Origin of the sequence: Amycolatopsis magusensis (genome assembly GCF_017875555.1) — a bacterium.
Taxonomy (GTDB): Bacteria; Actinomycetota; Actinomycetes; order Mycobacteriales; family Pseudonocardiaceae; genus Amycolatopsis; species Amycolatopsis magusensis.
The window spans coordinates 3,021,936-3,047,146 of the sequence record NZ_JAGGMS010000001.1 but is presented as its reverse complement, the minus strand read 5'-3'; the positions used below and the strand labels follow the sequence as shown (position 1 = coordinate 3,047,146).

The 25,211-nt window shown below is 70.3% G+C and carries 23 protein-coding genes; 9 read left to right on the top strand and 14 right to left on the bottom strand.

From position 1 onward, the window contains the following. The first annotated feature begins 36 nt into the window (after window positions 1-36). The 3 genes from JOM49_RS13865 (at window position 37) to JOM49_RS13855 (ending at window position 2,591) form a co-directional block, all read left to right on the top strand. On the top strand, window positions 37-741 hold the full coding sequence (locus JOM49_RS13865) for a TetR/AcrR family transcriptional regulator (RefSeq protein ID WP_209664701.1): 705 nt from the start codon (window positions 37-39) through the stop codon (window positions 739-741). A 10-nt stretch (window positions 742-751) separates the two neighbouring features. Beyond that, window positions 752-1,921 (top strand): saccharopine dehydrogenase family protein, encoded by a 1,170-nt coding sequence (locus JOM49_RS13860; RefSeq protein WP_209664700.1) that lies wholly within the window; start codon window positions 752-754, stop codon window positions 1,919-1,921. 82 nt (window positions 1,922-2,003) lie between these two features. Further along, a complete protein-coding gene (locus JOM49_RS13855; RefSeq protein WP_209664698.1) occupies window positions 2,004-2,591 on the top strand; it encodes a TetR/AcrR family transcriptional regulator in 588 nt (195 codons plus the stop codon). A 61-nt stretch (window positions 2,592-2,652) separates the two neighbouring features. Here the strand turns inward: JOM49_RS13855 and JOM49_RS13850 are convergent, their stop codons facing one another. Then, window positions 2,653-3,657: a PHP domain-containing protein gene (locus tag JOM49_RS13850; protein ID WP_209664697.1), complete on the bottom strand. Its 1,005-nt coding sequence runs from the start codon at window positions 3,655-3,657 to the stop codon at window positions 2,653-2,655. Window positions 3,658-3,786: 129 nt separating this feature from the next. Here JOM49_RS13850 and JOM49_RS13845 point away from each other — a divergent pair, with 129 nt between their 5' ends. Further along, complete coding sequence (locus JOM49_RS13845) at window positions 3,787-5,637, top strand: VanW family protein (protein ID WP_209664696.1); 1,851 nt, start codon at window positions 3,787-3,789, stop codon at window positions 5,635-5,637. 256 nt (window positions 5,638-5,893) lie between these two features. Here JOM49_RS13845 and JOM49_RS13840 read toward each other — a convergent pair whose 3' ends face one another. The 6 genes from JOM49_RS13840 to JOM49_RS13815 all read right to left on the bottom strand — a co-directional run bounded on the left by JOM49_RS13840 (window position 5,894) and on the right by JOM49_RS13815 (window position 12,807). Beyond that, window positions 5,894-6,913 (bottom strand): glycoside hydrolase family 99 protein, encoded by a 1,020-nt coding sequence (locus JOM49_RS13840; protein ID WP_209664695.1) that lies wholly within the window; start codon window positions 6,911-6,913, stop codon window positions 5,894-5,896. Beyond that, complete coding sequence (locus JOM49_RS13835; protein ID WP_209664694.1) at window positions 6,910-8,517, bottom strand: glycoside hydrolase family 13 protein; 1,608 nt, start codon at window positions 8,515-8,517, stop codon at window positions 6,910-6,912. The genes JOM49_RS13840 and JOM49_RS13835 overlap by 4 nt, the downstream gene beginning before the upstream one ends. 41 nt (window positions 8,518-8,558) lie before the next feature. Continuing rightward, window positions 8,559-9,446, bottom strand: coding sequence for a carbohydrate ABC transporter permease (locus tag JOM49_RS13830; protein ID WP_209664693.1), 888 nt, complete (start codon window positions 9,444-9,446; stop codon window positions 8,559-8,561). Next, window positions 9,443-10,330: a carbohydrate ABC transporter permease gene (locus JOM49_RS13825; protein ID WP_209664692.1), complete on the bottom strand. Its 888-nt coding sequence runs from the start codon at window positions 10,328-10,330 to the stop codon at window positions 9,443-9,445. Before JOM49_RS13825 ends, JOM49_RS13830 begins: the two co-directional genes overlap by 4 nt. After that, a complete protein-coding gene (locus tag JOM49_RS13820) occupies window positions 10,327-11,694 on the bottom strand; it encodes an ABC transporter substrate-binding protein (protein WP_209664691.1) in 1,368 nt (455 codons plus the stop codon). The genes JOM49_RS13825 and JOM49_RS13820 overlap by 4 nt, the downstream gene beginning before the upstream one ends. A gap of 105 nt (window positions 11,695-11,799) precedes the next feature. Further along, a complete protein-coding gene (locus tag JOM49_RS13815) occupies window positions 11,800-12,807 on the bottom strand; it encodes a LacI family DNA-binding transcriptional regulator (RefSeq protein WP_209664689.1) in 1,008 nt (335 codons plus the stop codon). A gap of 131 nt (window positions 12,808-12,938) precedes the next feature. On the opposite strand from JOM49_RS13815, the gene JOM49_RS13810 reads away from it, so the two are divergent. Then, window positions 12,939-13,514, top strand: coding sequence for a hypothetical protein (locus JOM49_RS13810; RefSeq protein WP_209672309.1), 576 nt, complete (start codon window positions 12,939-12,941; stop codon window positions 13,512-13,514). Between the two features lies 1 nt (window position 13,515). Here JOM49_RS13810 and JOM49_RS13805 read toward each other — a convergent pair whose 3' ends face one another. The 3 genes from JOM49_RS13805 to JOM49_RS13795 form a co-directional block, all read right to left on the bottom strand. Then, window positions 13,516-14,247, bottom strand: coding sequence for a TetR/AcrR family transcriptional regulator (locus JOM49_RS13805; RefSeq protein WP_209664688.1), 732 nt, complete (start codon window positions 14,245-14,247; stop codon window positions 13,516-13,518). Between the two features lie 365 nt (window positions 14,248-14,612). Beyond that, window positions 14,613-16,067, bottom strand: a complete 1,455-nt coding sequence (locus JOM49_RS13800; RefSeq protein WP_209664687.1) for a carotenoid oxygenase family protein — start codon at window positions 16,065-16,067, stop codon at window positions 14,613-14,615. A 65-nt stretch (window positions 16,068-16,132) separates the two neighbouring features. Further along, entirely contained in the window at window positions 16,133-17,179 is a 1,047-nt protein-coding gene (locus JOM49_RS13795; RefSeq protein ID WP_209664686.1) for an AraC family transcriptional regulator, read from the bottom strand. A 122-nt stretch (window positions 17,180-17,301) separates the two neighbouring features. Here JOM49_RS13795 and JOM49_RS13790 point away from each other — a divergent pair, with 122 nt between their 5' ends. Beyond that, entirely contained in the window at window positions 17,302-18,756 is a 1,455-nt protein-coding gene (locus JOM49_RS13790) for a flavin-containing monooxygenase (protein ID WP_209664684.1), read from the top strand. After that, window positions 18,756-20,471 carry an FAD-dependent oxidoreductase gene (locus JOM49_RS13785; RefSeq protein ID WP_209664683.1) on the top strand — a complete coding sequence of 572 codons (1,716 nt, stop codon included), beginning with the start codon at window positions 18,756-18,758 and terminating at the stop codon, window positions 20,469-20,471. The genes JOM49_RS13790 and JOM49_RS13785 overlap by 1 nt, the downstream gene beginning before the upstream one ends. Here the strand turns inward: JOM49_RS13785 and JOM49_RS13780 are convergent. Beyond that, complete coding sequence (locus JOM49_RS13780; RefSeq protein ID WP_209664682.1) at window positions 20,453-20,938, bottom strand: SgcJ/EcaC family oxidoreductase; 486 nt, start codon at window positions 20,936-20,938, stop codon at window positions 20,453-20,455. The two genes, JOM49_RS13785 and JOM49_RS13780, sit on opposite strands and share 19 nt — an antisense overlap. Window positions 20,939-21,090: 152 nt before the next feature. Here JOM49_RS13780 and JOM49_RS13775 point away from each other — a divergent pair, with 152 nt between their 5' ends. After that, window positions 21,091-21,279: a DUF5302 domain-containing protein gene (locus JOM49_RS13775; RefSeq protein ID WP_209664681.1), complete on the top strand. Its 189-nt coding sequence runs from the start codon at window positions 21,091-21,093 to the stop codon at window positions 21,277-21,279. Here the strand turns inward: JOM49_RS13775 and JOM49_RS13770 are convergent. After that, on the bottom strand, window positions 21,276-22,232 hold the full coding sequence (locus tag JOM49_RS13770; RefSeq protein WP_209664680.1) for an MBL fold metallo-hydrolase: 957 nt from the start codon (window positions 22,230-22,232) through the stop codon (window positions 21,276-21,278). The two genes, JOM49_RS13775 and JOM49_RS13770, sit on opposite strands and share 4 nt — an antisense overlap. A gap of 84 nt (window positions 22,233-22,316) precedes the next feature. Here JOM49_RS13770 and JOM49_RS13765 point away from each other — a divergent pair, with 84 nt between their 5' ends. Continuing rightward, window positions 22,317-23,273: a LysR family transcriptional regulator gene (locus JOM49_RS13765; protein WP_209664679.1), complete on the top strand. Its 957-nt coding sequence runs from the start codon at window positions 22,317-22,319 to the stop codon at window positions 23,271-23,273. Here the strand turns inward: JOM49_RS13765 and JOM49_RS13760 are convergent. Together JOM49_RS13760 and JOM49_RS13755 are read right to left on the bottom strand one after the other, a co-directional pair. Beyond that, window positions 23,258-24,115 carry a serine hydrolase gene (locus JOM49_RS13760; RefSeq protein WP_209671167.1) on the bottom strand — a complete coding sequence of 286 codons (858 nt, stop codon included), beginning with the start codon at window positions 24,113-24,115 and terminating at the stop codon, window positions 23,258-23,260. The two genes, JOM49_RS13765 and JOM49_RS13760, sit on opposite strands and share 16 nt — an antisense overlap. Then, window positions 24,115-25,188 (bottom strand): Glu/Leu/Phe/Val dehydrogenase dimerization domain-containing protein, encoded by a 1,074-nt coding sequence (locus JOM49_RS13755; RefSeq protein WP_209664678.1) that lies wholly within the window; start codon window positions 25,186-25,188, stop codon window positions 24,115-24,117. Before JOM49_RS13755 ends, JOM49_RS13760 begins: the two co-directional genes overlap by 1 nt. Between the last annotated feature and the right edge of the window lie 23 nt (window positions 25,189-25,211).

The following is a 25,211-nucleotide window of genomic DNA, read 5'->3' as shown; positions in this document are numbered from 1 at the left end:
CTGCCGGTACCTGTTACCTGAAGTACTATCCAAGGCATGCCGGAGGGTGTCAACCGGGTCGACGGCCGGTCCGAACGCTGGCGGGCGCACCGGGTGGCGCGCCGCGCCGAGTTCGTCGACGCCGCCTTCGCCGCGCTCGCCGAGCACGGGCCCGGGGTCGGCATGGCGGAGATCGCCGCGGCCGCCGGCGTGTCGAAACCCCGGCTGTACCGGCATTTCGCGGACAAGGCGGAGCTGTTCGGCGCGATCGTGGACCGCACTTCGCGCCTGCTGTGGCAACGGCTGGAACCGGCGCTGACCGAACCCGCGCCGATCCACCAGCGCGTCCGCCAGGCGCTGGAGGCCTACCTCGGCCTGGTCGACGAGCACCCGCAGGTGTTCCGTTTCATCGGCTCCCGGCGGCGCCACGACCTCGGTGAGGGCGCGGATCCGGTGGCCGAGGACAAGAAGGTGCTCGCGGCGGTGATCACCACGATCTTCACCGACGAGCTGCGGGCCCGCCACGCGGACAGCGGTGGCGCCGAGGTGTGGGCGCACGGCATCGTGGGCGCGGTCGAAGCCGCCACCGAGTGGTGGCTGGAACGCCGCACGATGAGCCGCGAAAGCCTGACCGAGTACCTCACCGTGCTGGTGTGGAGCGCGGTCGACGGTGCGCTGCGCACCCAGGGCATCGTGCTCGACCCCGACCGGCCGGTCGTGGTCAGCGAGCGGACCCTGCGGCTGCTGTCCGAACACGAGTGAAAGGGAGCGGATGGACCGCCAGTACGACGTGACCCTGTTCGGTGCCACGGGTTTCACCGGGGCGCTGACCGCCGAATACCTGGCGCGGCACGCCCCGGCGGGCTTCCGGCTCGCCCTGGCCGGGCGCAACCGCGCGAAACTGGAGTCGGTCCGCGACCGGCTCGCCGCGATCGACCCGCGCTGGGCGGAACTCCCGTTGCTGCACGCGGAAATCGAGGACGCGGCGTCGCTGGCCGCGGTCGCCGCCGCCAGCCGCGTGGTCGCCACCACCGTCGGCCCGTACCTGACCTACGGGGAGCCGCTGGTCGCCGCCTGCGCCGAGCACGGCACCGCCTACGCCGACCTGACCGGTGAGCCGGAGTTCGTCGACCGCATGTACCTGCGTTACGACCGCCGTGCCCGCGAGACCGGCGCGCGGCTGGTGCACGCCTGCGGGTTCGACTCGATCCCGTACGACCTCGGCGCGCTGTACACCGTGCAGAAGCTGCCGCGGGACGCGGAGATCGAGGTCAACGGGTACGTCCGCGCGGGCGCGGCGTTCTCCGGCGGCACCTTCGCCTCGGCCATCACGGTTTTTTCGCGCTTGTTCGAAATGACGCACATCGCGAAGAAACGCGCCCGCGCGGAGACCCGCCCGGCGGGCAGGCGAGCCCGCGCCGAGGTCGGGACCCCGCACCGGGACGCGGAAGCCGGGCGGTGGGCGGTGCCGATGACCACCGTCGACCCGCAGATCGTGGCGCGGTCGGCGGCCGAACTCGACGAGTACGGGCCGGACTTCACCTACCGCCAGTTCATGTCGGTGAAGCGGCTGCCGACCGTGCTCGCCGGAGCCGCCGGGCTGGGCGTGGTGTTCGCGCTGGCGCAGGTGCCCCCGGCGCGCAAGGCGCTGATCAAGCTGGTCAACCCCGGTGGCGGCCCGGACGAGGAGAAGCGGGCGCGCTCGTGGTTCAAGGTCCGGTTCCACGGCCGGGGCGGCGGCCGCCGCGTGGTCACCGAGGTGGCCGGCGGCGACCCCGGCTACGACGAGACGGCGAAGATGCTCGGCGAGTCCGCGATGTGCCTGGCGCTCGACGACCTGCCCGCGGTGTCCGGCCAGGTCACCACGGCCGTGGCGATGGGTGACGCGCTGGTGAAGCGGCTGGTGGACGCGGGGATCGTGTTCCGGGTGGTGCGGAACTGAGGTCCTCGCGGGCGGTCCGCCGCGGCGGCGCGTTCGGCGAAAACCCCGGATCACCGATCGGGGAACACCTAGGCTGATCCCCATGCCCAGACTCACCCGCGCGGAAAGCCAGGCCCGTACCCGCGAGCAGCTGATCGCCGGCGCGAAAGACCTGTTCCTGCGCGAGGGCTACACCGCGACCTCGCTGGAGAAGGTGGCCGACGAGGCCGGGTACTCCAAGGGCGCGGTCTACTCGAACTTCCGCAACAAGGACGAGCTGTGCCTGGCCGTGCTCGACGCCATCCACGCCGAGCAGGCCGAACAGCTGTCCGCCTCCCTGGAGGGCGTCACCGAACTGGACGCGATGTTCGACGCGTTCCAGCGCTGGGCGGAACGCAGCATCGGGGATCAGGCGTGGACCGCGCTGGAGGTGGAGTTCGCCACCAACGTGCGCCGGGACCCGCGGCTGCGCGACGAACTGGCGATCCGCGACAAGGCCATCCGCGACACCATCACCGGCGTGCTGAAGACGCACACCGACGAGTTCGGCATCGAACTGCCGATGCCCGCCGAGGACTGCGCGACCGCGCTGCTCAGCCTCGGCATCGGGCTCGGGGTGCAGCGGGCGATCGACCCGAGCATCCCGGTCGGCGTGCTCACCGAAGTGATGCGGATGTTCGCCGGACGCTGATTCCACCCACCACGCGCCCAGAGGTCGCGCCGATCGCTGCGCCGTGCCGCAGGCGCGGCCATCAATACTGGCGCCAGGCCAGCAGGTCGTCCGCGGTGCGGGTGTTGATCACTTGGTCGATCCCCACTCCGCATTCCAGCGCCCGCGCGCAGCCGTGTGCCTTCCACGCCAGCTGCCCCGGTGCGTGCGCGTCGCTGTCGATGGCGAACTCGCAGCCCAGCTCGACGGCTTGCTTGAGCAGGCGTTTCGGCGGGTCGAGCCGGTCCACGCGCGAGTTGATCTCGACGGCGACCCCGTTCTCCCGGCAGGCTTCGAACACCTTCTCCGCGTCGAATTCCGACTCGGGCCGGTGGCGCCCGGCGACCCGGCGGCCGGTGCAGTGCCCCAGCACGTTGACCCGCGGATTCGCCACCGCGGCGAGCATGCGCGCGGTCATCTCCTTGCGTGGCATGCGGAGTTCGGAGTGCACGCTGGCGACCACGAAGTCCAGCTCCCACAGCAGGTCCTCGTCCTGGTCGAGGGCACCGTCGAGCAATATGTCCACTTCGATGCCGGTGAGGACGCGGAACGGCGCCAGTTCCTCGTTCAGCTGGGCCACCACCACGAGCTGCTGGTTCAGTCGTTCCGCGGACAGCCCGTTCGCCACGGTCAGCCGCGGTGAGTGGTCGGTCAGCACCATCCATTCGTGCCCGAGGGCCCTGGCCGCCTCGGCCATCTCCGCGATCGGGCTGCCACCGTCCGACCAGTCCGAATGCGTGTGGCAGTCCCCGCGCAACGCGGGCAGCAGCGCACCGCCGTCGGGCAGCTCCGGCGCCTCCTCGGCCTCGACCTTGCGCAGGTATTCGGGCACGTTGCCGGCCAGCACGTCCTCGATCACCGACGCGGTCGCCGCGCCGATGCCCTTGAGCGCGGTCAACCTGTGGGTGCGCGCCAGTTCGGTGAGGCGCTCCGGCGTGAGTTTGTCCACCACCGACGCCGCGTTGCGGAAGGCGCGCACCCGGTAGGTGGGCTCCCCGCGCTTCTCCAGTTCGTAGGCGATGTCTCGCAAGGCCCTGGCAGGTTCCATGCCGCTGATTCTGCCGGATCACCGCACCACAGCAGGGTGAGGCGAAGCCGGGATATCGCCGCCACGTATCTTGTGGAGGACGCCCGAGCCCGAGTTTCCCGACGGCGCCATCGCGAACAGGAGCAAGTCTTGCCGCAAGACAGTCAGTGGCCCGGTTCCCGGTCCGAGGAGACCGACGTGTTCCCGGCGGTCTCCGGCGAGCTCACCGATCCGGACCAGACCGACGCCCTCGGCACGCGATCCGCGTACGTGCACCCCCTCGAACCGGAAGAACCGGGCGCGGGTGCCGACCGCAAGCGCAAGCTCAAGCGCGCCGGGCTGATCGCCGGTGCCGTGCTGGGCGCGTTCGTCGTGCTCTACGGCGCCGACCTGCTGATCAACTCCGGTGACGTACCGCGTGGCGTGACCGTCGCGGGCGTGGACGTCGGCGGGATGAGCCGCGAAAACGCCGAGCAGGAGCTTCGCGGGCAGCTCGAGCCGCGGCTGAACCAGCCGGTCCGGGTGCGCGCCGGGGACGTCGAGCACACGCTCGACCCGCGTGAGACCGGGCTGATCCTGGACTGGCCCGCCACCCTGGACCGCGCCGGCGAGCAGCCGCTGAACCCGTTCGCCCGGATCGCCTCCTTCTTCACCACCCGGGAGACCGGCCTGGCCACCAACGCCGACCAGGCCATGCTCACCACCGCGATGGACGGGCTGCGCGGCAAGGTCGACCGCGCCCCGGTCGAGGGCACGATCACCTTCGACGGCGCCACGCCGGTGCCGGTGGACCCGAAGCAGGGCCAGTCACTCGACGTGCCCGGCGCGTCACAGCTGCTGCTCTCGCAGTGGGCCTCGGGTCAGGTGCTGGACCTGCCGGTCGGGTTCACCCCAGTGAAGTCCACGCCGGAGACCGTGCGCGCGGCGCTCGAGCAGTTCGCGAAGCCCGCGGTGTCCGCGCCGGTGACGGTCAAGGGCGAGGGCAAGGACGGCAAGCTCGCGCCGGAGGCGATCGCCAAGGCGCTGACCTTCGAGGTCATCGACGGCGGGGTGCTGGTCCCGAAGATCGACAACGCGAAGATCGGCGAAGCAGTCGGTCCGCAGCTCGCCTCCACCGAGAAGGAGGGGCGCGACGCGGAAATCGTCTTCGAAGGCGGCAAGCCGGCCGTGCACCCGTCCGAGGACGGCAAGAAGATCAACTGGGACCCGACCCTGGTGCCGCTGCCCGAGGTGCTCAAGCTCGCCGACGGCCGCGAGGTGAAGGCGGTCTACGAGAACAAGCCCGCCAAGGTCACCACCGAAGAGGCCAACAAGCTCGGCATCAAGGAAGTGATCGGCGAGTTCACCACGAAGGGTTTCGCGCAGGACTCCGGCGTGAACATCCGCGTGGTGGCGGAAAAGGTCGACGGCGCCATCGTCAAGCCGGGCGACACGTTCAGCCTCAACGGTTTCACCGGCCCGCGCACGAAGGCGCAGGGTTATGTGGAGGCGGGCGTGATCTCCGACGGCCAGCCGGGGCGCGAGGTCGGCGGCGGCATCTCGCAGTTCGCGACGACGTTGTACAACGCGTACTACTTCGCGGGCATGAAGGACGCCGGGCACAAGGAGCACAGCTACTACATCAGCCGCTACCCACCGGCCCGCGAGGCGACGGTGTTCCAGAACCACAGCGGTGGCAGCGTGATCGACCTGAAGTTCACCAACGACAGCGACACCGGCGTGGCGATCCAGACCATCTGGACCTCGTCGACCATCACGGTGAAACTGTGGGGGACGAAGCGGTACAACGTGGAGTCGGTGCCCGGTGAGCGGCACAACTTCACCGAGCCGCAGGAGAAGCCGGGCCCCGCGGAGAACTGCACGCCGAGCGAAGGCGCCCAGGGCTTCACCGTCAGCGACACCCGGATCCTGCGGGATGCCGCTTCGGGACGGGAAGTGAAGCGGGAACCGCGCAACGTCCGCTACAACCCGCAACCCAAGATCGTCTGCCCCACCCCCTGACCCACCCACCCGAGTGCGGGGTTCGCCTACCCGAATGTGGGGTTCAGCTACCTGAATGTGTAGTTCGACTACCTGAGTGTGGGGTTCGGCTGCCTGAGTGTGGGGTTCGGCTGCCTGAGTGTGTAGTTCGGCTGCCTGAAGGCAGAACTCACCACCCTCTGACTCCCACACTCAGGAAGCCGAACCACACGTTCGGGTGCCTGAACCCCACGTTCAGGCACCCGAGTTCCACACTCGGTGGAGGTTGGCTGTGGGGTCAGAAGTGGGTCAGCCAGTGGGCGGTTCGGTCCAGGTAGGCGGTTTCGGCGTTGGTGCCGGTGTGGCCGTAGGCGCCCTCGTAGGTTTGGTAGTGGTGGTCGGCAGGTGGGGTGGAGGTGGCGGGTTCCAGCGTGGAGCCTTCGTGCCATTCGTTGAACGACGTGATCGACACCCAGTCCGGGGTACCGCCGTTCGCCGGGTTGAGGACGTTCGTCCATTGCGTGTCATACGTCCGGCCATCGTCCCGGGCCAGGGTGGGGGTGGTGTTCCCGGGCACGGCACGGTCGTCGACGTAACCCGGGCCGACGGATGGCGCCCACACCAGGCCGTTCGCCCGTGCGTAGTCGGCGATTCCCTTCCACCCCACCGGGTTCATCGTCGCCAGCACGTCGTAGGTGTAGATCCCGCCGAAGTGGGTCACACGGCTCAGGTCCGTGGTTTGCGCGAGCACGATGTTCTCCGACCGCAAGGGCCCGATCGGTGACCAGTCCGCGATGCTCAGGCTGTCGAACACGTAGAAAGCCGGCCGGTTGCCATGCGCGACATCGCGGTAGAACGCCGGGCTCGGGCCATAGCGCGAGTTGATGTACGCGATGTCGTCCACAGTGGACTGAGCAGTCCGGCCGCCATACGGCTCCAGGTGCCACGCCACCTTCAGCCCGTACTTCGCCGCCGCGGCCAGCACACCCGGCGCCAGACTGTCCTCATAGGACCCTCGACCCCACCAGCTGTACACCAGCGTGCCGACCCCCGCCCGCTGGATCCACGCCATGTGCTGGTCCACGGCCCCGCCGAAGTCGCCCGAGTCGTACGGGCCGAGCGACGGGTACAGGTCCGCGCCGATGTCCTGCGGTGGCTGGTGCCCGCCCTGCGGCCAGTGCCGATAGGACCCGTGCACCGCCGGGCTCCCGTACCACGGGTAATAGAAGATGTGCGTCTTTGACGAAAGCACAGGCGCAGCCGAAGCCGGGGCCGTAAGAGCGGCCAGCGCCAGGACCACCGCGAGCAGAATCCTCATGACAGCTCCAACCAGACAGCGGTATCGGCGGGCAGTCGCCCGTCGTCCAGCGGCCCGCTCGCGAGCAGAACCTCGCGATAGGAAGGCAGCGGAACCGCCTCCCCCGAGAAATTGAGCAGACAGGCGAACGAGTCACCGCGCCGGAACGCGAGCACCTCCCCCGGCTGCTCCAGCCAGTGCAGTTCCCCCTGCGCGTGCTTCCGCAGGCGCAATCCCGACCGGTAAAGGGAAAGCACCGAACCGGCATCGCCCACCTGCGCCTCAGCCGTGTACGACACCCATTCCGCCGGCTGCGGCAGCCAAGGCTCCTTCTCCGCGTCATCCGGACTGAACCCGAACGGCGCGGATGAACCAGACCACGGCATCGGCACCCGGCACCCGTCGCGACCGGGATCGGCGTGGTCGCTGCGTTCCCACACCGGATCCTGCCGCAGCTCGCCCGGGATGTCCTCCACCTCCCACAGACCCAGCTCCTCCCCCTGATACAGGTAGATCCCGCCGGGCAGGGACATCGCCAGCAACGCCGCCGCCCGCGCTCGCCGCGTGCCGAGCACGCGGTCGACCGGGGTGCCGTGCAGCCGGTCCGCGAAGCTGAAGCCGGTGTCCCCCGCCCGCCCGTACCGGGTGACCGGACGCGTGACGTCGTGGTTCGACAGCACCCACGACGGCGGCGCGCCGACCTCGTCGTGCGAGTCCAGCGTCCGGTCGATCACGCCGCGGAACCGCCCGGCGTCCCACGGGCAGACCAGGAAGTCGAAGTTGAACGCCGCGTGCATCTCGTCCGGCCGCAGGTACCGTGCCGACCGTCGCAGGTCCGGCAGCCACATTTCGCCCACCAGCAGGCGTTCGTCCGGGTAGCTCCGCGCGATCCGCCGCCACGCCCGGTAGATCTCGTGCACGCCCTCACGGTCGGAGAACGGGGTTTCGTCACCCAGTTCGACGTCCGGCAGCAGCGGGTCCTTGACCATCCCGTCGGCCACGTCGATGCGGAAACCGTCGACCCCGCGGTCGAACCAGAACCGCAGGATGTCCTCGAACTCCGCGCGGACCTCGGCGCTTTCCCAGTTCAGGTCCGGCTGCCGCGAGCTGTAGAGGTGCAGGAACCACTGGCCGGGAGAGCCGTCCGGCTCGACCACCCGCGTCCAGGCCGGGCCGCCGAAGCGCGAGCGCCAGTTGTTGGGCGGCTCGGCACCATCCGGGCCGCGGCCGTCGCGGAACCAGAACCGCTCGCGCTCCGGCGAGCCCGGCCCGGCCTCGAGTGCGGCGCTGAACCACCGGTGCGTGTCCGAGCAGTGGTTCGGCACGATGTCGATGATCACCTTGAGGCCGAGTTCGTGTGCCTCGGCCAGTACGCGCTCGGCGTCGGCGAGCGTGCCGAAGGTCGGCTCGATGTCGCGGAAGTCGGCGACGTCGTAACCACCGTCGTCCATCGGGGACGGGTACCACGGGGTGAACCAGATGGCGTCCACGCCCAGGTCCGCGAGATAGCCCAACCGGGCGCGGACACCGGCGAGGTCACCGATGCCGTCCCCGTCCCCGTCGGCGAAGCTCCGCAGGTAGACCTGGTAGATCGCCGCCTGACGCCACCACTGGGATTCGGTCACTGCCGCACCTTTCTCCACGTTCCGGTCTCCACGTTCCGGGCTCAGCCCTTGAGGCTGCCCGCGGTCAGTCCGGCGAGGATCTGCTTCTGGAACACCAGGAACAGCCCCACCATCGGCAGGCTGGCCAGCACCAGCCCGGCCACCAGCAGGTCCAGCCGCAGGTCCGGCGCCACCCGCTGCAGCAACACCGACAGCGTCTGCGTGCCGGGGTCCTGCAGCACCAGCAGCGGCCAGATGAAGTCCTTCCACGCGGCGACCACCGCGAAGATGGAGACCACCGCGAGCACCGGGCGCGAGATCGGCAGCACGATCCGCAGCAGGATGCGCACCGGCCCGGCGCCGTCGATGGTGGCGGCCTCGATCAGCTCGTCCGGGATCTGGTCGAAGAACCGCTTGAGCAGGTAGATGTTGAACGCGCTGGCCGCGGCGGGCAGCCAGATCGCCGCCGGGGTGCTGAGCAGGTTGACCCCGAGCAGCGGCACGTCGGCCACCGTCAGGTAGGTCGGCACCAGCAGCGCCGAGGCCGGCAGCATCAGCGTGGCCAGCATCAGCCCGAGCACCACGTTGCCCAGCACCGGGCGCAGTTTCGACAGCGCGAACGCGGCGGGCACCGCGACCGCGAGTTGCAGCAGCCACGCCCCACCGGCCACCACGATCGTGTTCAGGAAGTACTTGCCCAGGTCGAGTTCGTTCCACGCCTGGGCGAACGTGCCCGGCTGCCACTGCTCGGGCACCAGCGTCGGCGGGATGCGCGCCAATTCGTCCGGCGACTTCATCGCCCCGGTCACCGCCCAGTACAGCGGGAACAGGAAGGCCAGCGTGAACGCGACCATGACCAGGGTGAAGACCACCCAGTACACGATCCGGCCGCGGGTGCTGCGCAGCTGCGACGGCGAGACCAGCGTCCGAGGACCGGGGGCGCCCCTCATTCCGCACTCCTCCTCGTGAGCCGGACGTACGCGGCCGAGAACACCCCGAGCGCGATGAACAGCAGCAGGCTCAGCGCGCTGGCGGAGCCGAAGTCGTTGTAGACGAAGGCGTACCGGTAGAGCAGCAGGAGCACGGTGACGGTGGAGTCGTCCGGGCCACCGCCGGTCATCACGAACGGCTCGGTGAACACCTGCATGGTCGCCACCACCTGCAGCAGCAACAGCACCAGCAGCACGAACCGGGTCTGCGGCACGGTCACGTGCCACAGCCGCCGCCAGATCCCGGCGCCGTCCAGTTCGGCGGCCTCGTACAGGTCACCGGGGATGGTCTGCAGCGCGGCCAGGTAGATCAGCGTGGTGCTGCCCATGTTCGCCCAGGTCGACACCAGCACCAGCGAGAGCATCGCGGTGTCGCTGGAGTCGAGCCAGGCCGAACCGGACAGCCCGGCCGCGCGCAGCCCCTCGTTGAACAGGCCGGGTCCCGGGTCGAAGAACCACTTCCACAGCAGCGCGGTGACCACCGGTGGCAGCATCACCGGCAGGTAGACCACCAGCCGGAAGTACGCCCGCGCGTGCCGCAGTTCGTTGAGCAGGACCGCGGCGAGGAATGGGATGGCGAAGCCGAAGACCAGCGCCAGCCCGGTGAACAGCAGGGTGTTGCGCCAGGCCACGGCGAACAGCGGATCGGAGAAGAGCAGCTCGAAGTTGGCCAGGCCGACCCATTCCGGGTCGTCGACGAAGTTCACCTGCTGGAAGCTGAGCACCACCCCGCGCACGATCGGGAACCAGGAGAACAACGCGAAGACGACCAGCGCGGCGCTGAGCAGACCGTAGGCCGTGACGTTCTCGGCGAGCCTGCGGCGCCGCCTGGCCGGGGCGCTCACCTGACCTGGGCAAGGGTGGCGTTGACCTTCGTCTCCGCGGTGGCGAGCAGGGCGGCGGGATCGGCCGCCGGATCGGTCAGCACCGCCTGCATCACCGTGTCGAGCGTGGCGTAGACCTGCTGGGCGCTCGGCGGTTCGAGGTGGCCCTTGATGGTGGCCGCGGCGTTCAGGTAGGGGGCGTAGTTCTGCGCGGGCACGTTGGCGTACTTGGCTTTCACCGCTTCCTGCTGCTCACGCAGGGCGCCGGTCCAGATGTCGGGGTTCGGCAGCGCGGGCAGCCCGACCGGCTGCTGACCGTCGGCGTAGCGCTGGGTGAAGGAGTCGAACCGGTCCGGGTTGAGGTACTTCCACTGGATCCAGGCGAGCCCGGCCTTGATCTTCTCCGGCGACGCCTTGGGGTTGACCATGTAGCCCTCGCCGCCGATCAGCGTGCCCTTGCCCTCCGGCACCGGCGCCAGGCCGTAGTCCTCGTACTTGCCGTTGAACTGCTTGACCAGCACCGGGATGTTGTCCGGTGCGGCGAGGTACATGCCCAGCTGGCCCGAGCCCATCATGCGCTGCACGTCGGCGTCGGTGAGCAGTTGCTTGCTGCCCATCGAATCGTCGGTCCAGCGCATCTGCTTGAGGTGTTCGAGCGCGGTGCGGCCGAGGTCGTTGTTGAAGTCGGCCTTCCAGCTGTCACCGTCCTTGCGGGCGATCTGGCCGCCGAGCGAGTTGAGCCAGGCGGTCAGGTGCCAGCCGCCCTGGTTGCCCTTGCTGAAGTCCGCGTAGCCGACCACGCCGTCGCCGAGCGCGGCGATCTTGTCGGCGGCGGCGCGGACCTCGGCCCAGGTGCGCGGCGGCTGGTCCGGGTCCAGGCCGGCCTTGACGAACAGCGGCCGGTGGTAGACCAGGCCCATCGAGTAGTTCGCCGTCGGCAGGCCGTAGAGCTTGCCGCCGCTGTCCCGGAACACGTCCAGCAACTGCGGCTGGAGCTGGTCCACGTGCGGCAGGCCCTGGACCGCTTCGGTGATGTCGGCGGCCTGGCGCCGGGCGATGATCTGCGCCGGGTCGGTGAAGTAGACGTAGAAGACGTCCTCCAGCTGGCCGCCCGCCAGCTTCGCGGAGAACGACTCGACCTCCATGAACCCCTCGTGTGGCTCGAGGTCGATGTCCGGGTGGGCGGCCTCGAACTCCGCCACGTCCTGGTCGAAGATCGTCCGCTCGAAGGCCTGGGTCTGGGGTGGCTGGCCGTTGATCGAGACCTTGAGCTTGCCGTCGGCCGAGCGTTCCTCCCCGGAGCCGCCCGAGCAAGCGGGCACGGCGGCCAGCAGGCCGATCGCGGCGAGTGGAACCAGGACTCTGCGCGAGCGCGGACTCTTCATTCGGGCGCCTTCTCTCGGCCGGCCTCCTGTGACGGCAGTCACTCTAAAGTGTGAGCCGATCGAATGCAAGAACCGAACAGGTGCCTGTAATTCTCAGACAAATACTCAGCTGGGCACCCTCCCGGTGGAGCTGCGGACCACGAGTTCGGGCGCGAACAGCAGTTCCTCGGCGGGGACCTGCCCCCCGTTGATCTTCTTGACCAGCAGTTCCACCACCGCGCGGCCCATCGACTCGATCGGCTGGCGGATCGTGGTCAGCGGCGGGTCGACGCACTGCATGAGCGCCGAGTCGTCGTAGCCGACCACCGAGATGTCCTCGGGTACGGAGAGCCCGTGCCGCCGGGCGGCCCGGATGGCGCCGAGGGCCAGCGGGTCGCTGGCGCAGAGGATCGCGGTGACCCCGCGCTTGAGCAGCCTCGCGGCGCCGGCGTGGCCGCCTTCCAGCGAGAACATCCCGTGCGCGATGGCCTCGGGATCGGCGTTCAGCCCGGCCGCGGACAGGCAGGCGTCGAACGCTTCGTGCTTGCGGCGGGAGGGCACGTGGTCGGCCGGGCCGAGCAGCAGGCCGATGCGCTCGTGCCCGAGGGAGAGCAGGTGGCCGATCGCCTGCTCCACGGCCATCGCGTCGTCGCACGAGACCTGCGGCATGCCGAGTTCGCCGACGGCGGCGTTGAGCAGCACCGTCGGCAGGCCGCGTTCGACGAGCCGGTGGTAGTGCGTGTGCACGGCGTCGGCCTGCGCGTACTGGCCACCGGCGAAGGCGACGCCGGAAACCTGCTGCTGGAGCAGGAGGTCCACGTAGTCCGCCTCGGACACCCCACCGGCGGTGCGGGTGCAGAGCACCGGGGTGAACCCCTGCTGCGCGAGTGCGTTGCCCATCACCTCGGCGAGCGCGGGGAAGATGGGGTTCTGCAGTTCGGGCAGCACCAGGCCGACCAGCCGCGCCCGCTCGCCGCGCAACTGCGTCGGCCGTTCGTACCCGAGCACGTCGAGCGCGGTGAGCACCGCGGTCCGCGTGCTCTCGGCGACTCCCGGCCTGCCGTTGAGCACCCGGCTCACCGTGGCCTCGCTGACCCCCACCTGCTTCGCGACTTCCGCGATCCGACGCTTCATGACCGCAATTATGGGACAGCCCGCTGCAAATCCGCGTACACAGCTGATGAACAGGTCCGCATCAGGACCGCCACAGGAAGTCCGGTCATGCTCGGAGCCACGGGGGATCCGCGTCATCAGGGGAGCAGGACATGACCGAGAAAGAACACCGGAAGCCGGACGAGCAGCCGAACGCCGAGCCGCCCACGGTCGAACAGCCCAGGGCCGCGGCGTCGGACGCCGCAGCTCAACCGGGCGCCGCCGACCAGACGGCAGCGACCCACCAGCCGGGCACGGCACAGCAGCCGGACGCGCCTCAGCAGGGTGCCGCCGAGCAGACAGCGGCGTTCCAGCAGCCAGGCGCCGGGCAACCGGCCGACCAGACGGCGGCCTTCCAGCAGGGTCCGGCCGGGCAAGCCGCCGACCAGGCGGCCTTCCGGCAGCACGGCCCCGGTTCGGTACCGCCCGGGTACGTGCTGGTCAGGAAGCCGGGCGGGTTCGGGCGCTTCGTGCGGCACCGCGCCACCGGGCTGGTGGCCGCCGGGCTCGCGGGCCTGCTGGTCGGCGGCGGGATCGTCGGGCTGGTCGCGGCGTCGGACCACGACGGCCCCCGTGACGGCAGGCCGGGCATCGCCCGCGAGTTCGGGGACGGGCCCCGCGGGCACTTCACGCCGCCCGACGGGTACTTCCCGCGCGAGGAGCGCGGCGAGCGGCCGGGCGGCGGCTGAGCTACGGGTGGATCCGGGTGAGCCGGCGCTCCAGGCCGTCGAGGGCGATCTGCACCGAGTAGTCGTAGAACTCGGTGAAGTGCGCGATCAGCCGCTCCGGGTCCTTCACCCGCTCGTAGACGTTGCGCCCCAGCGCCGCCAGGCCGGGCTGGTCCTCGCTGTCCCGCGCTTCGGCGTAGGTCTCGGGGCTGTCCGGCTTGATCAGCGGCTGCGCGAGGTGGTCGTCCTCCTTGGACACGAGCGCGGCGGCGGTGCCCAGCAGCAGGTTGTACGCCGTCACGCTCTCCTCGCCGAACCCGTCGCGCTGCAGCACCCGCACCCCGCGGTCGATCAGCGGTTTGATCGACGGGATCAGCGGCCCGTACAGCGAGAACCGCCTGGCCACGCCCGGGTACCGGCGCAGCACCACGCGCAGGTCGGCGAGCAGCTGCCAGTAGAAGTCCCGCCAGTGCAGGTTCGCGTCGGGCAGCGGGATCTCCTCGCCGACCCGCTCGATCACCGCGCGGACCACGGACTCCCGGTCACCGACGTGGTGGTAGATGACGGCCGGGTAGGCCTCCACCGCCGAAGCCAGCTGACGCAGGGTCCAGCTGTCGAGGCCGCGCTCGACGGTCAGCCGCAGCGCCGCGTCGACGATCCGTTCCGCGGTCACCGCAGGCAGGCCCGCCGCGAACCTCGACCGAGGCCGCTGCTGGCCGGGCAGCGGCGAGGGACTCTCTGGGGCTCCTGCCATTCCAGGAAGCTTAATGCTCATCGGATGACCATGCTTGACAGAGTGCCAAAAGTTGTTGTTCTGCCTGCTCAGCGAGACATTCGGTGATCATCTTCCGATGCCTGTCCAATCACGATCGCCCGGTAATCGTCGAGTGGATCATGCCGGATTGGGGGAGTATCAACAAGTTGTTTCGTACCGCTGTTGCCCGCTCACCGCCGGTCATCTCCGGTGGCGTCCCCGGCAACGGCGCGGCGCCCTCCGATACGTTCTCCCCCCGGGTAAGAGCGTGCCGGATCGCGGACGCCGCGTCGTCGACCGGTCGCACACCGGCCGTGGCGCGATGTGCACCTGTATCGACGCCGTGTCCGCCACCGCGGTTCCCCTCAGTCGAGACCGAGTTGATCAGCCCGCACCCAGGTCGCGTGGAAGCCCAGCGGGACCCGTTGCGGCAGCAGCACTCGCGCCACCGGCCCGGCCGCCAGATCGCCCGCGTCAAAGATGTCCAATTCGGACAGTCCCTCGCGTTCGTCCTGCACGAAGGTGACCAGGTAGCCGTCGCCCTCCACGGTGGCGCCGTCGCGCGGGGCGAACGGCGCCTCACTCCCCCAGCGCCCGGGGCCGAAGGAGTGCTCGGCCTTGACCCCGGTCGCGTTGTCGTAGCGGACCAGCCCGTCGAACTTCAGCGTCGATTCCGGCGAGATCCGCACGTTGTAGGCGTACCGGCTGAGCCTGCCGACCTTGCGCGAGTCCACGCTGGGGAACTCGGTGTTCGCGTCGTCCATCGGCGATTCGCTGACCGCGCCGGTGCGCAGGTTGAACCGGTAGCGGTGCAACTGCGCGTCGAGCCGGAGGTAGGACAGCATCTTCGCCAGCGGGGTGTGCGCGTCCGCGCGTGGCTGCGGCCGGTTGACGCGGCAGACGTCGAGCACGATCTCCTCGCCCGCCTCCCACGAGTTGACCACGTGGTAGATGTAGCAGGGCGAAGCCTCGAACCAGCGCACCTGGTCCCCGGTGCCGTAACGCGGCAGCACGCCGAACCGGGCGGGCAGCGACCGGTCGAAGACGATCTTGTGCCTGCCGTGCCGCGCGGCTTCGGGATCCTGCACCAGCGGCAGGTCCATCAGCACCGCGTGGTTGTCGGTGATCGCCATGTCGTGCGGCAGGCGCGGGCCGGGCAGTGTGACGTCGGTGGTGTGCACGACCCGGCCGTCGGCGCTCACCACGCCGTAGCGCAGGTACGGCGGCGTCGGGCCGTAGTCGAACCAGAACAGCTCGCCGGTGCGCTCGTCGACCTTCGGGTGGGCCATCATGTCGCCCACCAGCGTGCCGAGGAAATCTTCCGCGCCCACGGTTTCCAGCGACAGCGGGTCGAGCGCGTACGGGCTGCCGCACAGGTACCAGGTGGTCAGCACCTTGCCGCGGTGGAAGATCACGTCGGTGTTGGCCGCGTCCTTGAGGCCGAGCCCGTGGTGGTTGCCGAACGGGTTGCCCTTCGGGCTCTCCATCACCCCACGCCACAGCGCGCGGCCCGCTTCCGACTCGGCTTCGAAGGCCTTGGTGCGGATCCAGCGGTTGCGGTAGCGGGCGCGGCCGTTCTCCAGGTGCACCGCGTGGACCATGCCGTCACCGTCGAACCAGTGGTAGCGCCCGTCCGGGCGGTGGCGCGGATTCGGGCCGTTGCGCAGGTACACCCCGTTGAGGTCACGCGGGATGCGGCCGATGACCCGCAGGTCGCCGCTGTCGATCTCGGTGGTCACCGGCGCGTAGACGCCGAGCAGGTAGGGATTGGGCTCGTCGGTACCGGCCACGAGCACCGGCTGGTCGTGGCTGCTGGTCAAGGCGGCCTCCCGGGCTGGACGGCGAACCCCAACCCTACGTTTTCCCGGGCGGGTGGACCACCCGCTCAACCGGTACGGCCGAGTGCGCGGGCGTACGCCGCCGGGGTCACGCCCTTCCACCGCTTGAAGGCGTAGATGAAGCTCGACGCCTCGGCGTACCCCAGGCGCACCGCCACTTCCTCCACCGAGAGCACCCCGGTCGCCAGCAGTTCCTCGGCCAGCGCTTCGCGGACTTCGTCGACCAGCGCGCGGTAGCTGGTGCCCGCCTCGGTGAGCCGGCGGCGCAGCGTGCGGGGGCTCATCATCAGTTCCCTGGCGATGGCGTCCATACCGGTGTCGGCGCCACCGAGCCGGATCAGCCGTTCCCTGACCTGGTGGGAGATCCCGGTGCGCGCGCGGCGGCGGGTGACCATTTCCCGGCACTGCGCCTCGCAGATGGCCACCGTGTGCAGGTTCGCCTGCGGCAGCGGGCGGTCCAGGTAGGCGGCGTCGAGGGTGACCAGGTTGACCGGGCCGCCGAACACGGGCCGCACCCCGAAGGCCGCCACGTACGAGTCCACAGTGGACGGTTCAGCGAAGCGGAGTTCCACGCGCCGCAGGGTGATCGGCGAGAGCAGGTCACCCATCACGGTGTAGATCGCGGACAGGTCCCGCAGCACCAGGAACCGGGCGACGTCGGCGGGCACCAGTTCGTCGTGCAGCACCAGCCGGATCTCGCCGCCGTCGACCGCCACGTGCGGGATGGAGAAGGTGAAGCTCAGGTCCAGGTACCGCAGCGCGAAGGCCATCGTGTCGGCCAGCGTCGGGCTGCTGATGCAGGCGAAGCCGAAGATGCCGAAGGTGGTCACGTGGTAGCGGCGGCCGAGCGCGATCGCCGCGGCGTCCGGGTCTCGCCCCGGCGGCAGGCCGGCCTGGAGGTTCCGGACCACGGCCAGCTCCTGGCCCGCGTCGATCTGCGCCTCCGGGTCCCGGATCTGCTCCGGGGTGAGCGAGGTGCCCGCCAGCACCGCGGTGTCCCCGTGCTCGGCGGCGAACGAGGACATCAGCAGCACACTCGCGGTGCTCCGCGGAAAGTCCCAGTCGCGCACCGCGGGTGCGGCGAACTCCACCATGGCCGGAATTATCGATCCGGCCGCCGGGCGGGCGCCACCCGCCTCCCCTGGCCGAAAGTCTCGATCGGCTGGCCGCCGGCACCCTTTCACTGATTGGCGACCTGCCAGTAACTTCACCGGGCATGAGCACAGCGTCCGTTCTCATCGCCGGCAGCGGCTTCGGCGGCATCGCACTGGCCATCGAGCTGAAGCGAGCCGGGCTGCACGAGTTCACCGTGCTGGAGCGCGCGGACGAGCTCGGCGGCGTGTGGCGCGAGAACACCTACCCCGGCGCGGCCTGCGACATCCCGTCGCCGCTCTACTCGTTCTCCTACGAGCCCAACCCCGACTGGCCGCGGCGGTATTCGGGCCAGGCGGACATCCACGCCTACCTCAAGCGCGTGGCCGCGAAGTACGGAGTCGACCGCCACATCCGTTTCGGCACCGAGGTGACCAGCGCGAGCTTCGACGAGCAGCGCGGCCTCTGGACCGTGGAGACCAGCACCGGCGAGACCTTCGAGGCGAAGGTCTTCGTGCCCGCCACCGGCCAGCTGTCCCGCCCGGCGCAGCCCGACATCCCCGGTCAGGACACCTTCGCCGGGCCGTCCTTCCACTCCGCGCGCTGGGACCACGACGTGGACCTGACCGGCAAGCGGGTGGCGGTGATCGGCACCGGGGCGAGCGCCATCCAGTTCGTGCCGGAGATCCGGAAGACCGCCGCGCAGGTCACCGTCTACCAGCGGACCCCGCCGTACATCATGGCCAAGAACGACACGGTGTACCGCCCGTGGCACCGCTTCCTGTTCCGGCACCTGCCCGCCACCCAGCTGCTCGGCAGGCTGCGGATCTGGCTGCTCGCCGAGTACGCCACCTACGCGATGACCCGGCACGGCACGCTGACCAAGCCGTTCGAACTGCGGACCGCGCAACTGCGGCGGCGTCACATCAAGGACCCCGAACTGCGGGACCGGATCACCCCGGACTACCCGATGGGGTGCAAGCGCATCCTGTTCACCAACGACTACCTGCCCGCGCTCGCCGCCCCCAACGTCGAGGTCGAGACCAAGCCGATCACCGAGATCACCCCGGCGGGCGTGCTCACCCAGGACGGTGTCGAGCACCCCGCGGACGTGCTGATCTACGGCACGGGGTTCGCCGCGCTGGACTTCCTGGACGGGCTCGAGATCCGGGGACTCGGCGGTCGTGACCTGGGCGAGGTGTGGTCCCGGGGCGCCCGCGCGCACCTGGGCATGACCGTGCCGGGCTTCCCGAACCTGTTCTGGATGTACGGGCCGAACACCAACCTCGGCGCCGGTTCGATCATCTACATGCTGGAGCGGCAGGCGCGCTACATCCGCCAGGCCGTCGAGCACCTGTCGCGGCCGTCGGTGTCCTACCTGGACGTCCGGCCGGAGGTGGAGCAGCGCTACGACGAGGAGATCCAGTCACGCCTGGCGGGCAGCGTGTGGACCGGCTGCACCAGCTGGTACCGCCAGGACGACGGCCGGGTCTCCACCAACTGGCCCGGCCTGGTCTCGGAGTACCACCTCCGGACGCGGCGGCTGCGGCTTTCCGAGTTCAGGACGGTGGGTGGGTGATGGGCGAGTTCGCCGACCGGTACGACGTGCTGGTGATCGGCTCGGGCTTCGGCGGCAGCGTGTCCGCGCTGCGGCTGACCGAGAAGGGCTACCGCGTCGGCGTGCTCGAGGCCGGGCGCCGCTTCGCCGACGACGAGTTCGCGAAGACCTCGTGGCGGGTGCGGAAGTACCTGTGGGCCCCGCGGCTCGGCTGCTTCGGCATCCAGCGGCTCACCATGCTCAAGAACACCTTCGTGATGAGCGGCGCCGGGGTCGGCGGTGGTTCGCTGGTCTACGCGAACACGCTCTACGAGCCAGGCGACAAGTTCTACGCCGATCCGCAGTGGGCGCACATCACCGACTGGAAGACCGAGCTGGCCCCGCACTACGACCAGGCCAAGCGCATGCTCGGCGTGACGGACAACCCGGCGACCACGCCGGCGGACCGCGTGCTGCGCGAAGTCGCCGCGGACATGGGGATCGAGCACACCTACCGGCCCACCCCGGTCGGCGTGTTCTTCGGCGAGCGCGCCGGCGAGGAGGTGCCGGACCCGTTCTTCGGCGGGACCGGGCCGTCGCGACGCGGGTGCAGCCATTGCGGCGAGTGCATGACCGGCTGCCGCCACGGCGCGAAGAACACCCTGGTGAAGAACTACCTGTACCTCGCGGAGCAGGCCGGGGCGAAGGTGCACGAGCGGAGCACGGTCGTCGACGTGCGCCCGCTGCCCGAGGGCGGGTACGCGGTGAAGACCGTGCGGACCGGACGGTTCCGGCGGCAGACCTTCTACGCCGACCAGGTGATCTTCTCCGCCGCCGCGCTCGGCACGCAGCGGTTGCTGCACCGGCTCCGGGACCGGCGGTCGCTGCCGGACATCTCCCCGCGCCTGGGATACCTCGCGCGCACGAACTCCGAAGCCGTCCTCGCCGCCCGCTCCCTGCGTGACGACACCGACTTCACCCGGGGCGTGGCGATCACCTCGTCGATTCACCCGGACGAGGACACCCACGTCGAGCCCGTGCGCTACGGCAAGGGCAGCAACTTCATGGGCCTGCTCACCACCGTGCTGGTCGACGCCCAGACCGGCAAGCGGCGCTGGGTGCTCGGGCTGCGCGAGCTGGTCCGGCAGCGGCGGCACCTGCTGAAGCTGCACAACCCGCGCCGGTGGTCGGAGAAGATGATCGGCCTGCTGGTGATGCAGAACCTGGACAACTCGGTGACCACCTACACCCGGCGCGGGCTGCTGGGCAGGCGGATGACCACGCGTCAGGGCGACGGCGAGCCGAGCCCGGACTGGATCCCGGTGGGCAACGAGGTCACCCGGCGGGTGGCGGAGAAGATCGGCGGGCTGCCGCAGGGCTCGTGGACCGAACTGGCGAACATCCCGATCACCGGGCACTTCATCGGCGGCTGCGCGATCGGCGAGTCGAGCGAGACCGGCGTGGTCGACCCGTACCAGCGCCTCCACGGCTACCCCGGCCTGCACGTGGTGGACGGCTCGACGATCTCGGCGAACCTGGGCGTGAACCCGTCGCTGACCATCACCGCGCAGTCCGAGCGCGCGATGGCGTTCTGGCCCAACAAGGGCGAGCCGGACCCGCGTCCGCCGCTGGGCTCGGCGTACCAGCGGCTGGCCGCGGTGCCGCCGGCGCACCCGGTCGTGCCCCCGAGCGCGCCGGCCGCGCTGCGCCTGCCGATCCGGCCGGTCTGGTCCGGTGATCAGGGGATCGCGAAGTAGCGGGTGTTCTGGAAGGACTCCTGCAGCCACTTCCCGTGCCGCCGGACCAGCAGGTTCGTGTTGGTGGACAGCGAGTCCGGGCGGCAGTCCGGCACCTCGCCCTGCGTCAGGCAGGACGAGCGGACGATCAGCGCGGTGTCGCGGTCGAGGTAGCGGACCTGCTCGCTCAGCCGCTTGATCCGGCTGCCGTCGATGAAGTTGTCGAAGTAGTACTGCATGCCGCGCGCGATGCCCTCGCGGCCGTGCAGGTGGTCGCCGTTGAAGGTGACCACGTCGCCGTCTTCGGTGTAGGTCGCGGCGAAGGCCGCGCCGTCCTCGTCGGCCCACGCCTGCGCCTGCCGGTCGTGCAACCGGTCGAAGGCCGCCTGGTCCCCCGGCCGGTGGTCCTCGACCGCGGTGGCGGGCACCGCCGTGATCAGCAGCACTGCCACCGCGGCCGCCACCCCGCCGAACCGTCGCTTCCCCATGGTCCCTCCAGGTGTTTTGATAAGTAGTGTCGCTACATGTACCGACGCTACTTACAACCTCCGCCGGGTGCAACCGGGCAAAATCCGCTCGCCAACAGCGCGAACGACTGACAGGCTGGCCGGTGACACACGACGTTGTTCGGAGGTTTCACATGTCTGACACGCAACCCACGCCGGAAACCGGCGAGGAGGACGACGTCAAGCGCAAGTTCCGCGAGGCGCTCGAGCGCAAGCAGGCCCAGGCGAAATCGCGCGACTCGCACGAGGACCGCGGTTCGAAGGTCCACAACGCGCACGGCCCGGCGGGCGGCAAGCGCGAGTTCCGCCGCAAGAGCGGCTAGGGCTCGAACATCTCGCGGTGGTCGACCACCCGGAAGGCACTGCCCGGGCTGGCCGCGGTCACCGCGTCCCGCAGCCTGGCGAGCCCGCCCCAATCCCGGGCGGGCTCGTCCAGCGGGAAGTCGAAGTCGTCCCAGTGGGTCGGCACCACATACGGCGGGAAGCCGAGCGTGCGCAGCAGCCGCGGCACGTACTCGGCCACCCGATCACCACCGGCGGGCAGCAGCAGCACATCCGGGCGCAACCCGGCCAGTTCGCTCTCCACGTAGTTGGAGCCGCCGAAGTTCAGCACGCTGAAGCCCGACGGGCTCCGCACCTGGTAGGCGAGCGTGCCGCCTTCGAGCAGGTCGCTGATCACCCGCGGCCGGTCACGCCGGGACAGCGGCCGGGTGCCCGCGAAGGCGACCTTGGCCCGGTCCCCGCTCGCCGAATGCAGTGAGCGCAGCACGCGGATCGCGTAGCCGTCGAAGGTGTGGAACTCGCCGCCGGTCGCGATCGCGAGCTGGTCCTCGGGAGCACCGAGCGCGAGCAGCAGGCTCAGGTGCGTCTCGGTGCCGATCACCGTCGCACCGGTCTTCTCGGCCAGGTAGGGCACGTCGGTGATGTGGTCGTAGTGCCCGTGGGTGACCAGGATGTGGTCGGCGCGGAGTTCCCCGGAGTCCACCAGTCCGTCGATCAGCCGCCGGTCGACTTCGATGCGGGTGTCCGGGTCGGCCCCCTCCTTCGAGTAGGTGCCGGTCTTGAACCGGGTCAGCCACGGGTCGATCAGCACGACCTTGCCGCCCGGCAGCCGGATCTCCCAGCTGTTGTTGCCCCACCAGCGCAGGGTGGTGTCGGCCTTCGGGCGCGGGGTCGCCGCGCTCGCGGTCGCCGGGATGCCCGGCAGGCTCGCGGCCAGTACCGCCGAGGCACCGAGGAAACCACGCCTGCCGATTCTGTTCCTGCCTTCGCTCATGATCGACAGCCGAGCACGGCGGGCCGGGCGCTGTCCAAGATCGACCTTCGCGCGTGGCGATACGCGAACCGATATCGTCGCAGCGTGGAACCCCTGCGCGCGCTGCGCTACTTCCTCGCGGTCGCCGAAGAACTCCACTTCGGGCGCGCCGCCGACCGGCTCGGCATCGCCCAGCCGCCGCTGAGCCAGCGCATCAAGCGGCTCGAACGCGACCTCGGCGCGAAGCTGTTCGACCGCGACAGCAGGCACGTCGAACTGACCGAAGCCGGGCAGGTGCTGCTCGCCGAAGCCCGGGACCTGACCGCGCGCTGGGACCGGATGGTCGCGCTCGTCGGCGCGGCCCAAAGCGGCAAGCTCGGGGCGCTGCGAGCCGGGGTGCCGCCGGAGATGCCGGGCCGTGTACTCGCCGGAATCCTGACCGCGTTCGCCCGTGAGCGGCCCGGGGTCCGCGTCGAACTGCAGGAGCTGACCACCACCGAACAACTCCGCCTACTCACCGACGGGCAACTGGACATCGGACTGCTGCACCAGCCGGTGGACGTGCGCGGGCTGGAGCTGGGGCCGGCGATCTCCACACCGCTGGGCGTGGTGCTGCCCCGGGACTCACCGCTGGCCGCGAGCGCGGAGATCGACCCGGCGTCGCTCAACGGTCAGGGGCTCGTGCTCTTCCCGCGCGCGTCGGCGCCCGGCTACTACGACGCGTTGCTCCGGGCGTGCTGGGACCACGGCTTCCGGCCGTCGGCGGTGCACCACGCGCGGAACCCGGAGTTCGTGCTCGGCATGGTGCTGGCCGGGCACGGGGTCGCGGTGGCCGAGGGGACGGTCGCGCAGAAGGAGCCGCGCGTGGTGTGGCGGCCGGTCACCCCGGGCTCGCTGGTGCGGCGCCTGCGTTTCGCCTGGCCGCCGGGCAACGCGGACGCCCGCACCTTCGCCGAGGTCGCATCGGCGAACTTGGGCGGAGACACCACTGACACCGCGGATGCCCCGGCCGCCGATCCGGCCGGCCTGCGCCCGTGGACCGTGGTCTACGGCGAGGGCTGACCCCGCAGTCGCCCGACCGCGGCCGCGGCAGCGGCCCCGATCGCCTGCTCGACCGCGGGTTGCCGCTGCACCAGCGAGTCCGAACGGGTGAACACGGCGACCGCGAACCGGGCGCCGTCCGGGTATTCGACGACGCCGATCTCGTTGCGGATGCACGGCAGCGTGCCGGTCTTGCCCGAGACCCGGACCTCGGGCGGGAAGGCACCGCCGAGCCGGGACCAGAAGACCTGCTGCCCCATCCACTGCCGCACCTGGCGCGCGGCCTCACCCTCGTCGGCCCAGAGTTGTTCGAGCAACGAGGTCATCTCGCGTGGCGTGCTCGCGTTCGTCCAGCCGGGGTCCAGCGCGCGCATCGCCAGGACGCGGTCGGCCGAAAAGGTGCGGAACAGCTCGGCGAACAGTTCGGCCCCGCCCGCGTCCTCGACCATCGACGCGACGATGTCCCGTGGCGCACCTGCGAGCCGCGTACGCGTCAGGCCAAGTTCGCGCAGCAGTGAGCGCACGTTGTCCAGGCCGACCCGGTCGCACAGCACGTCGGCCGCGGTGTTGTCGCTGACCGTCATGGCGAAGTAGGCCGCGTCCCGCAGGCTCAGCTCGACGTCGTCCGCGCAGCCCGCGGTGCCGGAACCACCCAGCCGGTCGCGCGCGCCGATGCGCACGCGGTCACGCGGGTCGAGCTGCCCGGCCGCCACCTGGCGCGCGAACTCCAGCACCAGCGGCACCTTCACCACCGACGCCAGCACCACCGGCTCGTCGGCGCGGACCCCGCATTCGGCTCCGGAACCGAGACGGCGGGCGTGCAGCCATCCACGCACGCCCGCCGTCTCGAAAAGCTTCTCGATCACCCCAGATGTATAGCCCTCAGCGAGCCGATCTCGGACATCCGCCGCTCGGCGAGCCGGTCGGCCGCGGTGGCCGCGGGCACGCCCTCGGCCTCGGCCAGCGCGAACACCGACTTCGTGGTGTCGAAGATCTGCGCGGTCTTGCGCTTGGCCCTGGCGAAGTCGAACCCGTGCAGCTCGTCGCTGACCTGGATCACGCCACCGGCGTTGACCAGGTAGTCCGGGGCGAACAAGATGCCGCGGTCGTCGAGCAGCTTGTCGATGCCGGGGTGCGCGAGCTGGTTGTTCGCCGCGCCGCAGACGATCCTGGCCCGCAGCTCCGGCACCGTCTCGTCGTTGAGCGACCCGCCCAGCGCACACGGCGCGAACACGTCGAGTTCGGCGCGGATCAGCTCGTCGGCGCTGCCGAGCACCTCCACCTCGGGGTGCTTGGCCCTGGTGCGCTCGATCGCGGCGGCGGAGACGTCGCTGATCACCACCCGGGCACCGGCGTCGATCAGGTGCCCGACCAGGATGTGCCCGACCTTGCCGACCCCGGCCACACCGACCCGGCGCCCGGCCAGGTCGGGGCTGCCCCACAGGTGCTCGGCGGAGGCGCGCATGCCCTGGAAGACACCGAAGGCGGTGAGCACGGAGGAGTCACCGGCCCCGCCGTCCTCGGGTGAGCGGCCGGTGACGTACCGGGTCTCGCGGGCGACGACGTCCATGTCCTGCACGTAGGTGCCGACGTCGCAGGCGGTGATGTAGCGGCCGTTGAGCGACTGGACGAACCGGCCGTAGGCCCGCAGCAGCGCCTCGGACTTCACCGTGGCCGGGTCGCCGATGATCACGGCCTTGCCGCCGCCGAGGTCCAGCCCGGCGAGCGCGTTCTTGTAGGCCATGCCCTTGGACAGCGCGAGCACGTCGTCGAGCGCGTCGGACTCGGAGGCGTAGGGGTAGAACCGGGTTCCGCCGAGGCCGGGGCCCAGTGCGGTGGAGTAGATGCCGATGATGGCCTTGAGACCGCTGGCCTTGTCGTGGCAGAAGACAACTTGCTCATGGCCGGAATCGCGGCCGAATACACCGTCCGTCACGGTGGTGACTCCTTCGTTGGGCA

Coding starts and splice junctions, on each gene's coding strand:
- JOM49_RS13830 (WP_209664693.1), bottom strand. CDS start 9,446: ATGAGGGGCGCCCCCGGTCCTCGGACGCTGGTCTCGCCGTCGCAGCTG.
- JOM49_RS13860 (WP_209664700.1), top strand. CDS start 752: ATGGACCGCCAGTACGACGTGACCCTGTTCGGTGCCACGGGTTTCACC.
- JOM49_RS13785 (WP_209664683.1), top strand. CDS start 18,756: ATGGGCGAGTTCGCCGACCGGTACGACGTGCTGGTGATCGGCTCGGGC.
- JOM49_RS13865 (WP_209664701.1), top strand. CDS start 37: ATGCCGGAGGGTGTCAACCGGGTCGACGGCCGGTCCGAACGCTGGCGG.
- JOM49_RS13805 (WP_209664688.1), bottom strand. CDS start 14,247: ATGGCAGGAGCCCCAGAGAGTCCCTCGCCGCTGCCCGGCCAGCAGCGG.
- JOM49_RS13770 (WP_209664680.1), bottom strand. CDS start 22,232: ATGAGCGAAGGCAGGAACAGAATCGGCAGGCGTGGTTTCCTCGGTGCC.
- JOM49_RS13775 (WP_209664681.1), top strand. CDS start 21,091: ATGTCTGACACGCAACCCACGCCGGAAACCGGCGAGGAGGACGACGTC.
- JOM49_RS13850 (WP_209664697.1), bottom strand. CDS start 3,657: ATGGAACCTGCCAGGGCCTTGCGAGACATCGCCTACGAACTGGAGAAG.
- JOM49_RS13790 (WP_209664684.1), top strand. CDS start 17,302: ATGAGCACAGCGTCCGTTCTCATCGCCGGCAGCGGCTTCGGCGGCATC.
- JOM49_RS13795 (WP_209664686.1), bottom strand. CDS start 17,179: ATGGTGGAGTTCGCCGCACCCGCGGTGCGCGACTGGGACTTTCCGCGG.
- JOM49_RS13855 (WP_209664698.1), top strand. CDS start 2,004: ATGCCCAGACTCACCCGCGCGGAAAGCCAGGCCCGTACCCGCGAGCAG.
- JOM49_RS13815 (WP_209664689.1), bottom strand. CDS start 12,807: ATGAAGCGTCGGATCGCGGAAGTCGCGAAGCAGGTGGGGGTCAGCGAG.
- JOM49_RS13820 (WP_209664691.1), bottom strand. CDS start 11,694: ATGAAGAGTCCGCGCTCGCGCAGAGTCCTGGTTCCACTCGCCGCGATC.
- JOM49_RS13780 (WP_209664682.1), bottom strand. CDS start 20,938: ATGGGGAAGCGACGGTTCGGCGGGGTGGCGGCCGCGGTGGCAGTGCTG.
- JOM49_RS13840 (WP_209664695.1), bottom strand. CDS start 6,913: ATGAGGATTCTGCTCGCGGTGGTCCTGGCGCTGGCCGCTCTTACGGCC.
- JOM49_RS13810 (WP_209672309.1), top strand. CDS start 12,939: ATGACCGAGAAAGAACACCGGAAGCCGGACGAGCAGCCGAACGCCGAG.